We start from the raw sequence: 13,574 nt of genomic DNA on the forward strand, positions 1-13,574 counted from the left end.
CCATTACATTAAAGGACAAGTTGGATTTTTCGCTACAAGCTTGCTGGCAATAGCCGAGACTCGCTACGTTTGGAGCGCTAAAGGAGAGAATTTTCGAACAAGACACAGCGAGCGCGCCAATTGAAGCTACCCTCTGAGGAGGCATTTGGGCATCCTGCGAGAATAAATATCAAATGAAAACCTCCGCCAAAATTACCGATTGCTCATTAAAAATATTAAAAGCAGAATGGCCAAATTTAGTGTTGTGGTCATTTCTGCTATCGCCGTTGATTATTAGAACGCTAACAAGCTATCAATACTCTAAAATTGATTTATTGGTCGTTTACACCCTTGGCATGTCGGTGTTGTGGCTTCTGGCAATCAGATTTATTTCATCTAATCAATTCAAGGTTCACATTATTCTGCTGCCGTTCTATTTGGTAGCAGCTATTGATCTCTTTTTGGTTTTGAATTTCAACTCGAGATTAACAGCTGCCTATATATTTATTGGCATGACAAACTATCAGGAGGCCAGCGAATTTTTGCCGACCTATTGGCAGCCCATCAGTATCGTTTTGGTGATTTTCATATTTTGCTATGGGGTTGGATTAATAGGCCTGTATAAGCGCGAATTGTATAAAAACAAGGGTATTTTTGTTTTGATGGTTAGCGCCTTGCTAGTGGGCTATGGGGCGTATTTTTATAAAACCGTAAAACTTAACTCTTTCGGGAAATCTGCAGTCATGGATCTCCTTGCAAAAGATCAAAGCACGCCAGTAGGTTATTTGTCACAAATTGCTCTTACTGCAAACTTGTATTTGGGGACGGAGGAGCTTATCAAGCGCCGTCGGGAATCTGATGTAAAAATAACCGGCATGTCGAATCAATCAAATATAGAAACCATCGTTTTTGTAATCGGTGAGTCATCACGACCGCAGAACTGGTCCCTCTACGGTTATAACAAGGAAACAACCCCAAATCTCGGTAAGCAGGCGGGGATTTTCAAGTTTAATCAGATCTGCACGACGGCCCCCTATACCTCGTTCGCGGTTCCTTCAATGCTGAGCCTTGAGCCTATCTCGGATTGGGACGCCATTGCGTCAACAAAATCATTGGTGAGTATATATCGCGCAGCCGGGTATATGACCTATTGGTTGTCTGTGCAAGAGGTTGATAGTTTTGGCGGAATAATTCCACAAATAGCTGCAGAGGCACAATACCGTCAGTATTTTGAGAGAAGCTATGATGGGGCGTTGATTTCAGAATATGAAAAAATACTAAATAAAAGCGATACAGAAAAGAAAGCGATATTTATTCATGTCAAGGGTAGTCATTTCGAGTATTCACGCCGATACCCAGAACAATTCGATAAGTTCAAGCCATCAACAGACAGCTTCAAAGACAAAATTACCGCAGAATATGATAATAGTATTTTGTATACGGACTGGCTACTGAGCGCAATTATTGATCAATTGAAGTCGAGCAAAAAACCATCTGTCTTGTTTTATTCATCGGATCATGGTGAAAACATGATGGATGACAGTCGAGGGCTACTGGGTCATGGGATTGGCAATAAATACGATCTCCCGGTTTCGGCATTTATCTGGGCATCCGATAATGTTTCAAGCGAGCAATCGCTCAAGCTTTTAAAGCTTAAGGAAAGAGAAAGTCAGAAAATCAGCATATCCTCCTTGCCACATACTCTTTTAAATATCACAGGGGTTTTTACGAGCAAGTACAAAAGTTCGGATGATTTATTAAGTGATGATTTCGTATCGTCGAAATGTCCACATCTGCTCGGCGCAGGCTATGTTCCATCGTTTGATTTTGACGCCCTTTAAATAGCCCTCGTGGAACAACACCGCAAGGTGTTGTTCCATCAGGTTGAGGTCGGCTGCGCATCGCCTAAGGTTGTGCTTGCGTGACGTCTTTTTTCAAAAACAACCAGTTCGATGCCTGCAAGCCGTCGAACTTGATTGCATAGCGGCCATCAAGGTAGGTCGCGGGCAGCTTCTTCATTTGCCTCAGAATGCCGTGGGTGAACAGTGTCAAGCCTTGCGGCGCCTGGATGGTTAGCGTGCCCTCGAGGGGCTCAACGTAAAAAGGTATTTTGTCGACGTCTTGGGGGATGGCACGGGTGCCTAACGAAATCAGCAAATCCTGTGATCGGCCCAAAGGCGCGTCGTCCAGACTTTGCACCACCACACTGGCGTTGGCGGTTTTCACTTGAACCTTAATATTGCCAAGGCTGATCGACTCGCCGCCAATCCAGCCGGTAGCGGCCTGGGTGCGCGGCGTATTGATGGTGTAGACACCTTGTTTCCAGTTGCGTTTTAGCTCTCCCGTGTCGGTCGTGGACTCGCTGGCATTGGCGTCCAGCAGCGACTGGTCAGGGTCATGAAATTCCTGTGCCTTGCTTGGGATAGCGCTCTGTTGCAACCAAGGCAATTCCGGCGTCTGTGGCATCGCGATTTCCAGCTTGCCTTTCTCCATGGCTGTGCGCAGGAGAGCAGAGTTGGCCGGTGTGATTATTTGGTTGAACAGGGTGCCTGGCGTCGGCGCGAAGACGTAGGTCGTTGTTGCTTCGTGAACGTCTGCACGGCGATAAAGCAAGGCGGCGGCGGGCAGGGTGGCCAGCATTGCAGGGTCGTTATAGGCGTGCCAGTTGTTGGCACTCATCCCTCCTTCGCCCCCCAGTGGTTCCTGGCTGTAGGCATATTGCATCAGTGCATCCCAGCCTTGGTGGCTGGCGGTACCGGCGATATAGAGTGGCAGCGAGTGACGGTCTGGTACCGGGAAGGGCTCATTGTTCCACTCGGTGACGGTCAAGGGTTTGCCGATGACCTGGCCGGCGGCAATCCAATTCACTATGCCGTCGCTGTAGAGCGGGTTTTTCTCTATTTGCCCCGAGCCCCCGTAGCTATGGACATCGATTACGTCGCCGGCAGTAAGGGCCGGCAGGGAGCTTAGGCCATTGCGGCCCCAGCTACTGGTCGTGGCGATGGGGACCTTCACGCCTATCCCACGCAGGTGTTGAATCATGTCGACGTTGAAACGTCGCTCCAGATCGTTAAGGAACAGCTTGGAGGGGCCTGGCTCCCAGGAGCGCCAGGTCTGGTTTGCAGACAGATTGTGTTGTTTGGCAAAGGCCTCGGCCTCCGCCATGTAGACGCGGTTGTGCTTCGGCACATTCTTGTCTGGCAACAGGGCGTTGGCAAAGTGGTTGGTGACATCGTTTTCGTTGGTAATCAGTACGGCGGCGATCGCCGGGTCGTCTTTGTAGGCGAGACCGGTATAGCTGTTTACATGGGTCAGGTAGGCTTCGGCAAAGCGCTTCATGGCTTTCTGAATGGTGAGATTCACATAGGAATAGCCCTTGAGATAGGTAAAATTCTGCTCTTCTTTTGGCAATTCATCGAAGCCAAAAATGTTGTCGTTTTCGGTAAAGACTCGCTGGACGTGCAGATCGAGCCACACATAAATGCCTTCGTCTTTCAGGCACTTGATCCACCAGTCGATTTTTTTCAGCGATTCCGGGCTCAGTTGCTGGGTGGTGCTGCGCGTGACCCTACCGTCGCCAAAGATGTTCGGCAAGACCCATGGCGAGTCATGGTGGTGCAGTCGTACAAGATTGAAGCCTAGTGCCGACAGGCGTTTGGCCTGCTGCTTGATTGCATCGTCTGGCGTGAGGAACAGTGTGTAGGCCGAAAGGTTGGTGCCCCAGAAACGCACCGCGGTGTTGTCGGCAAACAGCAATTGCTCGCCGGAGGCTTTGATGAAGCCGCGCTTGCCTGCAGGTTTTTCCTGAGCGTTGAGAAAGGACAGGTCGACCGGCGAGGTTTTCCTGTCGAGCTTGTCAGTCGGCCAGCTCTTTGGGTCCGACAGCCCGAAGCGCTCGGTAGTGGTCGGGCCGACCGCCACATCGCCAGAAATGCTCAAGGTGGCGGTGAAATCCTGGCGGCCAGGTTTGATCGTGTTCTTGTAGAAAAAAGCACGCACCTCGGATTTACTGCCCGGTTCAAAGTACACACCCGCCAGTGCGGGCTCGAAGCGCATTTCGATGCGTCGCCCTTGTGCATTGCCCCAGGTCCAGCCGCGGTTGTCGGGAAGCAAAGTGGGCTCGCCCATTTCTCCAGCGAAAAGAGCGGGGTCGAATTCGAAGACGATGCCACCACCTGAAACGCCAGACTTCCCGCTGTGTGCATCCAGGGCAAAGTTCCAGGTCAGCTTTTGCTCGCCTTGCTTCTGAATCTGCGCAGTCAAGTCGAAATCCAGCGCTTTGTTTTTACCTGCAAGGGAGTATCGATAAGGGGTGATTACCTTGAATTCGGTGTGCAAATACGTCCAGTCCCAGTTGCGCCCAAAGAACGAGAATGTCGTAGCAACTACCGGACTGCCACCACGCATCAGCGTTGGCAAGCCGTTGCGCTCATCCACACTGACGACCCAGTCCGACGCCCAGGTACGAAACGGCCAAATAGCAAAAAACAGCAGGAGCAGTATCTGGGGGCGGCGAAACAACTGGATCATGGCTTCTACCTGAGTTGGAGATGGGCACTCGCCGAGATGGCCGTCGAGGTGTGCTTGAGCCTGCGTGCCATCTGAGCGTAGGCCACGCACAGTCCAGCCACCGACCAATACACCACGGGGATGACCGTGATACTGCTGACGGTAACGATGGTGATCAGGATCCCGGCCAGTGTCGCCAGAAGTGCACGTCCGAGTCGGCGTGCCTCATCGTCTTCGTTGGGAAACGAACGCATCCCCTTGCGGATGCCCTGCAGAACGCTGACGAAAAAAACCACGAAAAGCGTCAAACCAACCAAACCGAACGACAGCGCTATGCCGATATAGGTGTTCACGATATCGATGATCCCCTGACCCTGAATCATGGACTGCATTTCCGGTGTGCTGCGGAAATTGAAAGAACCCAACCAAGGGTTGCGCTGGATAACGATCACGGCGTTATCAATCAAGCGCTGCCGGTAGGTGATATTTTCGACTTCCACCGTGCCGATAAACGGTAGCAGATCAAGCACTTTTTGCCCGCCCGGCACGACGGCCAGCAAGGGCAGGGCGAGTACTCCGGCGGCCCCCAGCAGCATCAGGCGTTTGATCGCTTTACGGCCGGTGCCGATGAACACGACGATCATGACGGCTGCACCGATCCAGGGGCCACGCGACAGCGGCGCGAACAGACCACCGGCGAGCAACAGTGCGCCGAGGCTGCGCTGCAATTTGCTACGTACCTCCTCCTGCAAGTACAGGTAAAAGCCGATGGCCACGCTGATGACGAAGCCCAGCGCAATGGCCTGGCCGGTAGTGGCGCTGGCGCGTAATGAGCCACCACGGCTCAAGTAGCCGGAATCCCATTGCATGCCCATGGCGTAGACAACCGCGCTGTACAGCTGCCAGTGCTTGGCATATTCGAAGAGACCTATAAGCGACAGCACCATGGCGGCGAGTACAAAACCGAACAGAGCGTCCTTGAAGTCGCTGAGGTTCTTCAGCGCCCGGCTGGCAACGTAGTAAGGCAAAAAGACTTCGATGAACAGGTAGAGCATTTGGCGCAAGGTTTCGGTGACGGTGGTTTCGCGCAGGAAAAGCAGACTCGTCAGCAGGAGGTAGGCGGCTAACAGTTTGTCCGGCCAGGTGCGCCCGAAAGGGACCGTGTCGGCGCGCTTGCGCAGAGTGAAAAAAGCCGGAAGCAACACACACAGTGCCAGCACACGAATATGGTTAAGGGTAAAAAAATAGTTGATCAGGCCGAAGCCCGGAATATCCGCCATGGCCGGTGGGATGAGAAACACCAGAAGGAAAAATAGCGCCACGGGATTGCGTTCGCGATTTCGTGTGAAGGTCAAAACGATCGCGGCAATGCCTGCGTACACCCAGAAACTGTGCGAAACAAATGCCAGTAGCGTCAATACGAACCACAGATTGCGCCGACGAGTGAAATTACGGTCGGGAATCAGGTCTGCTGCTGGTCGACGTGCCATGGCAAAAACGATACCAGCAAGGACCAGAATGACGATTAACGCTCGGAAGTGCTCAGGCATGGATGATTGGACTTATTGATTGATGAGCGACGGCTAGTGGAATGGCCAAACGCGACTATAGTTCCTTTTGAGCCGTTGAGTCCGGGGATGATGTTATGTCGTTAGTTGATTTGTCGCCATCGTTGGGCCTTCGTAAGCGAGCGATCTCTGCCGGGGCATGGAATCTGGGGGCGCTAGTTACGTCTCAAGCCTTTCGCTTGGGCGGCAACCTGATAATGGCCCGTCTGCTGATGCCAGAGATGTTCGGCATCATGATGATCGCCATCACCGTTTCGCTGATTCTGCACATGCTTTCCGATGTCGGCTTGCGCCAGAACATCATCCAGAGCCCGCGTGGCGACGATCCGGTATTTCTCAATACCATCTGGACCGTGCAGATCGTGCGTGGCTTTATCCTTTTTGCTTTGACACTGCTCCTCGCGGCCCTCGCCTGGTATGCACAGACCCTCAATCTGTGGTCGATCCATTCCACCTACGCCGCACCCGAGTTGCCGCTGGTGTTGGCCGTGACCGGTCTCTCGGCAATCATCGTTGGTTTTCAGTCAACGAAAATCGACCTGGCAGTGCGCGCTTTCCAGCAAAAGAAAGTGGTACTCACCGAGTTTGCGTCTCAGGTTGTCGGGCTGCTGGTCATGCTGGGCATCGGTTACTTCACCCGGTCCATCTGGTCGCTGGTGATTGCAGGTCTGGTCCAATCGATGGTCAACACGCTGCTGGGGCATTTCTGGTTTGAGGGCCCTTCTAACCGTCTACAGTGGGAGCGTTCTGCGCTCGATGAATTAGTCGGCTTCGGCCGTTGGATACTGTTGTCATCGGCAGTGGGCGTATTGGCCCTGTACGGTGATCGTATCTGGTTCGGCGGCAGCATGACGACCAGCGAACTGGGCGTTTACTCCATTGCCGTGCTGATTTTGGGAGCTGTTCAGCTTGCGATGCAAAAGATAGCCGGTGCCGTTGCCTTGCCGGCCTTCAGTGAGGCCACAAGAACTAATGACACCGTACGGCTCCACGCTTTGTACCACCGCTTGAAATTGATGATCGATCTTGCCTGCCTGTTTCTCTGCGGGTTGTTCCTGACCGGCAGTCCACTGCTCATCAGCATTTTGTACGATGAGCGTTACGCTCAGGCCGGCAACATGATGGCCATTCTTTCACTCTCTTTTTTCACAATGCGCTACATGCTGGCGAATCAGGTCTGGATTGCCTTGGGACTCACCAAGTACCAGGCCATGGATAACATTATTCGCGTGGTTTCGTTGTGGGTGCTGCTGCCTCTGCTGTTGGCGATTGGCGGGGTCAAATATGCGATTTGGGGCGCTGCCCTGTACACGTTTCCTACGCTTATCCTGGTTTTTTATGTCAATTGTCGTCTGGGGATGTTCAGTCTCAAGCGTGAATTGGTGGTGCTGCCTATGCTGGCGGTGGGGGCATTGTGTGGGGAGTTATTGACGGATCTTGTTAAATGGCTTTGATCTATTTCTCTTGATGTTTCCAAAGCTGCGGCACAGCGTCGCCATTGAGGTATTGATGGCCGTCGCCAAAATGTGGCCTTGATGTAGTAGTTGAAATTTCCAACGTAATCTCGATGTCGTGGAGCTTTGAATCATGAGAGAGACTGATTTGAATACCTCTGTGATGGGGCGCAGAAGCTTCCTCCAGGCTTCTGCTCTGTTGAGTATTGGAGGGCTCATGTTCGGATTTTCCAAAGCCGTTACCCGGCCTTCTGCTGCTAAATCCGAGTTTGTTGTAATCAACGGATGGGTGCTGCCTGCCCGGCATTTTCGGCAAACACACACATGATCAAAGACTACCAATCGCAGAAAGAACTCCGCGACCACTATGACATCTGCATTATCGGCGGTGGGCCGGCCGGCATTACGCTGGCCTTGCGTTTAGCCGGTAATGGTCGGCGTGTGGTGCTTGTCGAGGGCGGCGGACACGAGTATTCGTCGGCCTCACAGAACCTCTACAAAGTCTCATCGTCAGGCCTCGACGTCTACGCTCAGGAAACACGCCTGCGCTTTCTTGGCGGGACCTCCAATCACTGGGCCGGGCGATGCCGTCCATTCGAACAGTCGGACTTTACCGTGGGCCCTCCGGTGCCTGTGCCGGGTTGGCCCATCGCGTTTTCCGAGATCGAGCGCAATCTGCCGGCGGCCATGGATATTGTCGATCTTCCGCCGCACTCCGGATTCAAGGCTATCAATGCGAGTTTGGACGGCACCGACTTTGACGCTGATCGTTTCCTGCTAAGCCCGCCGACGCGATTTGCACAAAAATATGCCAAGGAACTTAGTGAGACTGAGGGGCTGGATGTCTTCATCCATTGCAATTGCGTCGATCTTGAGTTCGACAGCAAGACCGGCCGCATAGCAACGATAGTCGTCTCGGACTACCAGTTGCATCGAGAGCGAGTCACGGCAAAACAATTCATTCTGGCGACAGGCGCGATCGAGAACGCCAGGCACCTGCTCAACAGCGAGTCTCTGGCAGCTGGCGGTATCGTAAGCAAGGATGGTTTCGTCGGTAGATGCTTCATGGAGCACCTGAACGTCGAAATGGGAACCTTCATCCTGAACGACGGGCAGGGCGCAGATGCTCGGCAGGAGTACTTCACGACCGACGCATTCGTGATGGAGCACAAGTCAGGTAAAGGGAATGTGACGGCCACGCTTGTAGCTGAAGTGAAATCCTATGGGCGAATGTCTGCCATCAAGAGCTTTTTCGAGAACCTCGTTTGCGAAGTGGGTGCGGAGCGCAAGGTTGAATTTATTGCCAAGTTCGATTGCCCTGGAGATGGGGTGCTCGGCACGCTGATCGAGCAGTTTCCCAACCCCAATAGCCGCATCTCATTGCTCGACGAGCGAGATGCGTTAGGGATGAGGAAGGTCAAGATTCATTGGGAGCTAACTCCTGCAGACAGGGAAACCGTCAAGTCCATAGGGCTCGAAGTGGCAAAGTGTTTTGCCGACACAGGGCTGGGCTTCGTCAAGTTGGAAGAATATGTGTATGACGTCGATTTGCCACTGACGCTCAATCCCCATGCTCATCATATGGGGACCACGCGGATGGCGACTTCGCCTGAGTTTGGCGTGGTCGACGAGAACTGCAAAGTGTTTGGTGTTGAGAATCTTTACGTTGCGGGCAGCAGTGTTTTCTCTACAGGCGGTGCCTGTAACCCCACGATGCCTCTTTTGCAACTTGCTCTAAGGCTGGCAGATTATCTCAACCATCAGATGGGGCCCGCGGTGGGCAGGTATTCCTGAGTGGGAGCATGTGGGGATTATTTGAATGTTGGATTTTAGGGAAACGTCTACTCTTAGGGAAGTGGTAATGAAGAATCAGGGTGTATCTAACCTTGGCACAGATGTCTATCGCTGAATCGATGAGGCTGAGAGGATGATTGGTCTACTGAAACGTACGATTGCTTATATTGCAAAAACAACGGGGTATGGGACCCCGCTCTATAAAAAATTCTGTAAACCGAACGGGTATGATTGGGCTAAACATATGGTTCGGTGGGGGGGGCTGCACTCCATCGGTCAAGGCGTATGGATCAATCCTGCTGCCAACATACCTGACCCTTCACTAGTACGACTCGGAAATAATGTAGGTTTATCTTGTTGCACGCTGTTCGGCCACGATGGAGTAGTCGGCATGCTCGAGGTGGTCTTTGATAGAAAACTTGATTCTGTCGGTCCTGTCGACATTCTTGATAATTGTTTTATCGGCTATGGCGCTATGATCTTGCCGCGTGTGACTGTTGGCCCTAATTCGATTGTCGCAGCCGGTGCTGTAGTCGTAAAAGATGTTCCGCCTGGGGTGGTGGTTGCGGGTAATCCAGCCAAGGTTATTTGTACGCTGGAAGAGGTGTTGGCGAAAGTCGAAGAGCGTAGCGCCACTTATCCGTGGATTGACCTTATCAGGCAGCGCAATGGTGTATACGACCCTGCATTTGAACCGATGCTTATAAAAATGAGAGCGGAATACTTTTTTGGCGTGCAACCCAATGGCTAGTGTTCCTCTTGACGTGTTGGTAGTTAATTACAACACCGCGGAGTTGTTGCAGCCGATGTTTAATGCGTTACGCCAGTCCAATAGCGTGGGTCGCACGCGCTATTTGGTGGTGGATAATGCCTCTGTCGATAATTCACTGGAGTGTCTGACAACTATTTGTCCAGAGGCATTGCAACTCGCCAATGAAAATAATGTTGGCTTTGGGCGTGCCAATAATCAATTGGTTGAACACCTGCAGGGCAAGTATGCGTTGCTCCTCAATACCGATGCCTTTGTTGCTGCTGATACGCTGAGCAAGACCCTCGACTACATGGAGACTCATCCTGAATGCGGTGTCCTCGGCGTTCGATTGGTTGGACGAGAGGGTGATTTACAGCCCTCCTGTCGCTATTTTCCAACGCCGTTAAATGTCTTCCTTTCGCATACAGGGCTTGAACGCTTTTTCCCTGTGGTGAAAAGAGTCGACGACATGGCCTGGGATCATGCTTCGGTGCGTGAGTGCGACTGGGTGCCCGGGTGCTATTACCTGATCCGCCGTGAAGTCATCGACCAGGTTGGCTTGTTCGATCCGCGCTACTTCCTTTATTTCGAGGAGATAGATCACTGCAAACGCGTTAAACAGGCAGGCTGGAAGGTCGTTTACTACCCGCATACCACGGTGGTGCATATCGGCGGTGAAAGTGCCAAGTCTGTTGACAAACTCAATGCGGTTAGTCGCCAGCTACCCACGATACAAATCGAAAGTGAGCTTTTGTACTTCCGCAAGCACCACGGTCTGCCTGGTTTGGCCTCACATATGCTACTGGTGAGTCTGGGTGATCTGATTTTGGCGCTCAAGGCGCTATTGAAAGGCCGTGGTCGGGCCGCTTTAGGGGCGTGTTGGCAGCATACTCGTGTGACCTGGGCATTGCTGCGTGATACCAAATTCGCTAGCCAACCAACACGGTAGAGCCAGTTATGTTCGAAAACATACGTGCGGACTTGCGTGCATACGCCGGAGATTGGGGGGCTCAGGGGTTTTGGGTGATGGTGGTTTATCGCTTTGGGCGCTGGCGTTACGGTGTGCGACCGGCACTGTTACGAAAGTTGTTCTCCTTTATATACAAAGTGCTCTTCAAACTGGTGCAGATCGTCACGGGTATCGAGTTGCCGTGTGAGGTGGTGGTCGGGCGCAACTTCGTCATCGATCATTTCGGCGGAATCGTGATCAGTGGCTATGCGCAGTTCGGCGATGATTGCCGTATTCGCAATGGCGTCGTCGTGGGCCTCAAGAATGTGAGTGAGCCGATTGCTCCGGTGATGGGAAACAATGTTGATATCGGGGCAGGGGCCAAGGTGCTGGGCAATATCCGCATTGGTAACAATGTCGTGATAGGTGCCAATGCTGTGGTGCTGACCGATGTACCGGACGATTCGGTGGCAGTGGGCGTGCCTGCGACTATCAAGAAAAGGAAGTACGCTGAATCGAGGGAATTCTCATGAACCACCCGATGGATTACTTCAATTGCGTCGCTGAGTGAACGCCATGGCTATGGGGATGGGTGTCGTTGTTATCGGTCGCAACGAAGGCCTACGGCTTGAGCGTTGTCTGGTTTCTCTCGTCGGTTCGGCGCAGAAGGTTGTTTATGTCGACTCTGGATCAACGGACGGGTCAGTGCAGATGGCACTGAGGCTTGGGGTCGAGGTGGTCGAGTTGGACATGACCATTCCCTTTACGGCTGCGCGTGCGCGCAATGAAGGATTTGCCTGCATACAGCGCTCATTGCCGGCGATGCGTTATGTGCAGTTCGTCGACGGTGATTGTGAGGTTGTCGACGGTTGGCTGCCCCGGGCGCAGGCCTTTCTTGATACACATCCTGACGTCGCGGTGGTCTGTGGACGGCGCCGTGAACGTTTTCCGCAGCACTCTGTTTACAACTTACTGTGTGATTTCGAATGGGATACGCCGGTAGGTGAGGCCAAGGCATGTGGTGGCGATGCGCTGATGCGGGCTGACGCCTTTGCCGAAGCGTCCGGGTTTCGACCGGGCCTTATTGCCGGGGAAGAGCCTGAATTGTGCGTGCGACTGCGTGGGAATGGTTGGAAGGTCTGGCGTCTGGGCGAGGAAATGACTTTGCATGATGCAACCATGACCCGGTTCGGCCAATGGTGGCAGCGTACCCTGCGCGGTGGTTATGCCTTTGCCGAGGGCGCATTTTTGCATGGGGCCGCACCGGAGCAACATTGGTTGCGTGAGTCGCGCCGTGCCTGGTTCTGGGGATTGGGTGTCCCGCTGGCGACTGTTATCGCGAGTTCGGTGTTGGGATGGTTTGGGCTGCTTGTGCTGCTGGTCTATCCATTGCAGGTCGTGCGCCTCGCCCGCGGGGGCGATAGATCCACGCGCGAAAACTGGCTGCGGGCTTTCTTTCTCGTGCTGGGGAAATTTCCCGAGATGCTCGGGCAAGTCAAGTTTCTACTGAACAGATTCGGCGCCGGCAAGACCGCGTTGATCGAATACAAGTGAGACTGATATGAATAATTGGGTGATAGTAAAGAGCGTGTTTTTTTTACACGCTGGGTATTCCTTAAGGGCATTGAATAATAAGTTTAAAATGCTGGTTCTGGTTGCAAAAAACTGGTCCGAGCTAAAGTTGTTCTGCGGGCGAATGTCGAGTGCTCTGGGTAAGTCCGGTGTTGAGAAGTTAGGCGGGGATTGTGTAGGCGTTGTTCATTGGCCATACATCAGTAAAAGCTGGAGCCCCAAGAATAAACTTAGTGTGTTAGCCTCGCATTACGAAGTGGTTACCAAAAGCTGTCCGCAGCTATTGCTGTTGGGGCGAAGTGACAGTTTGATGCTGAGTGATTTGTCGGAGTTTGCTGCTGGCTGTTCCCTGGTGCTGGATCGCCCCTTCTGGTTTATGCGTGAAGGGGAGTTGGTGCTGAACTTGTTTCAGGGGGATCTGCGCATTGCATCAATAGCCTTCACCTTGTGTCGCACGGACACTGAGTTATGTATTTTTATCGGCGCCGTTCAAGGGATACATAAAGGCATCGAGAGTGAACTGTCGTTGAGTATCTACAGGGACCTGACAAAAGACTTTGAAGGCCTGCGGCCAAGAAGCTTTCTGATCGAAGTCATTAAATACATTGCCATCAATATCGGTGTTGAAAAAATTTATGCGGTAGGGGATGGGTATCGCCACCATCGTCATCCGTATTTTGGCGCTCACAAAACTCTAGAACTGGCGGCAAATTATGATGTGATTTGGTTAGAGCATGGAGCGACTCCATCAGAGCGCGAAGATTTTTTTGAGATTCCCATGGTTCTTTCCAGGAAGCCGCTCGACAGTATTGCTTCAAAAAAACGTGCCATGTATCGCAGGCGCTATGAGCTGCTGGACGACACCTTTAAAAAGATAGACAGCGTGTTGATAGGTAGTTATAGCAGCAGCCGTGTGGCTAGTTGACGTTCCTGATACCTGTACTACTGTGGGATTACTTGCAGTAATAATCCACCGCAACGACAACTAAGTCTGGTTC

General features: G+C 52.4%; 10 protein-coding genes. 8 read left to right on the top strand and 2 right to left on the bottom strand.

The genetic code is table 11. The annotated features are described in order from the left end of the window. Positions 1–173 precede the first annotated feature (173 nt). On the top strand, positions 174–1,820 hold the full coding sequence (locus CKW16_RS29290) for a phosphoethanolamine transferase (protein WP_095132868.1): 1,647 nt from the start codon (positions 174–176) through the stop codon (positions 1,818–1,820). A 64-nt stretch (positions 1,821–1,884) separates the two neighbouring features. Here the strand turns inward: CKW16_RS29290 and CKW16_RS29295 are convergent, their stop codons facing one another. Further along, on the bottom strand, positions 1,885–4,509 hold the full coding sequence (locus CKW16_RS29295) for a cellulase family glycosylhydrolase (RefSeq protein WP_095132870.1): 2,625 nt from the start codon (positions 4,507–4,509) through the stop codon (positions 1,885–1,887). 5 nt (positions 4,510–4,514) lie between these two features. Continuing rightward, a complete protein-coding gene (locus tag CKW16_RS29300; protein ID WP_095132872.1) occupies positions 4,515–6,038 on the bottom strand; it encodes an O-antigen ligase in 1,524 nt (507 codons plus the stop codon). A 95-nt stretch (positions 6,039–6,133) separates the two neighbouring features. On the opposite strand from CKW16_RS29300, the gene CKW16_RS29305 reads away from it, so the two are divergent. The 7 genes from CKW16_RS29305 to CKW16_RS29340 all read left to right on the top strand — a co-directional run bounded on the left by CKW16_RS29305 (position 6,134) and on the right by CKW16_RS29340 (position 13,501). Beyond that, the gene (locus CKW16_RS29305; RefSeq protein ID WP_095132874.1) at positions 6,134–7,510 is read left to right on the top strand and encodes an oligosaccharide flippase family protein; all 1,377 of its coding nucleotides are present in this window, start codon (positions 6,134–6,136) and stop codon (positions 7,508–7,510) included. Positions 7,511–7,834: 324 nt separating this feature from the next. After that, complete coding sequence (locus CKW16_RS29315; RefSeq protein ID WP_095132878.1) at positions 7,835–9,304, top strand: FAD-dependent oxidoreductase; 1,470 nt, start codon at positions 7,835–7,837, stop codon at positions 9,302–9,304. Between the two features lie 133 nt (positions 9,305–9,437). Further along, positions 9,438–10,055, top strand: coding sequence for an acyltransferase (locus CKW16_RS29320; protein ID WP_095132880.1), 618 nt, complete (start codon positions 9,438–9,440; stop codon positions 10,053–10,055). Beyond that, the gene (locus CKW16_RS29325) at positions 10,048–11,004 is read left to right on the top strand and encodes a glycosyltransferase family 2 protein (protein ID WP_095132882.1); all 957 of its coding nucleotides are present in this window, start codon (positions 10,048–10,050) and stop codon (positions 11,002–11,004) included. The genes CKW16_RS29320 and CKW16_RS29325 overlap by 8 nt, the downstream gene beginning before the upstream one ends. Before the next feature lie 8 nt (positions 11,005–11,012). Next, complete coding sequence (locus tag CKW16_RS29330) at positions 11,013–11,537, top strand: serine O-acetyltransferase (protein WP_095132884.1); 525 nt, start codon at positions 11,013–11,015, stop codon at positions 11,535–11,537. Positions 11,538–11,580: 43 nt separating this feature from the next. Continuing rightward, entirely contained in the window at positions 11,581–12,558 is a 978-nt protein-coding gene (locus tag CKW16_RS29335) for a glycosyltransferase family 2 protein (RefSeq protein WP_095132886.1), read from the top strand. Positions 12,559–12,565: 7 nt separating this feature from the next. Further along, complete coding sequence (locus tag CKW16_RS29340; RefSeq protein WP_095132888.1) at positions 12,566–13,501, top strand: DUF535 family protein; 936 nt, start codon at positions 12,566–12,568, stop codon at positions 13,499–13,501. The last annotated feature ends 73 nt before the right edge of the window (positions 13,502–13,574 follow it).

This window comes from Pseudomonas sp. Irchel s3h14, assembly GCF_900187425.1.
Lineage (GTDB): Bacteria > Pseudomonadota > Gammaproteobacteria > Pseudomonadales > Pseudomonadaceae > Aquipseudomonas.

Excerpts from the sequence above, each read along its gene's own strand:
- CKW16_RS29295 (WP_095132870.1), bottom strand. The coding sequence starts at position 4,509 with ATGATCCAGTTGTTTCGCCGCCCCCAGATACTGCTCCTGCTGTTTTTT.
- CKW16_RS29320 (WP_095132880.1), top strand. The coding sequence starts at position 9,438 with ATGATTGGTCTACTGAAACGTACGATTGCTTATATTGCAAAAACAACG.
- CKW16_RS29315 (WP_095132878.1), top strand. The coding sequence starts at position 7,835 with ATGATCAAAGACTACCAATCGCAGAAAGAACTCCGCGACCACTATGAC.
- CKW16_RS29340 (WP_095132888.1), top strand. The coding sequence starts at position 12,566 with ATGAATAATTGGGTGATAGTAAAGAGCGTGTTTTTTTTACACGCTGGG.
- CKW16_RS29325 (WP_095132882.1), top strand. The coding sequence starts at position 10,048 with ATGGCTAGTGTTCCTCTTGACGTGTTGGTAGTTAATTACAACACCGCG.
- CKW16_RS29300 (WP_095132872.1), bottom strand. The coding sequence starts at position 6,038 with ATGCCTGAGCACTTCCGAGCGTTAATCGTCATTCTGGTCCTTGCTGGT.
- CKW16_RS29335 (WP_095132886.1), top strand. The coding sequence starts at position 11,581 with ATGGCTATGGGGATGGGTGTCGTTGTTATCGGTCGCAACGAAGGCCTA.
- CKW16_RS29305 (WP_095132874.1), top strand. The coding sequence starts at position 6,134 with ATGTCGTTAGTTGATTTGTCGCCATCGTTGGGCCTTCGTAAGCGAGCG.
- CKW16_RS29330 (WP_095132884.1), top strand. The coding sequence starts at position 11,013 with ATGTTCGAAAACATACGTGCGGACTTGCGTGCATACGCCGGAGATTGG.
- CKW16_RS29290 (WP_095132868.1), top strand. The coding sequence starts at position 174 with ATGAAAACCTCCGCCAAAATTACCGATTGCTCATTAAAAATATTAAAA.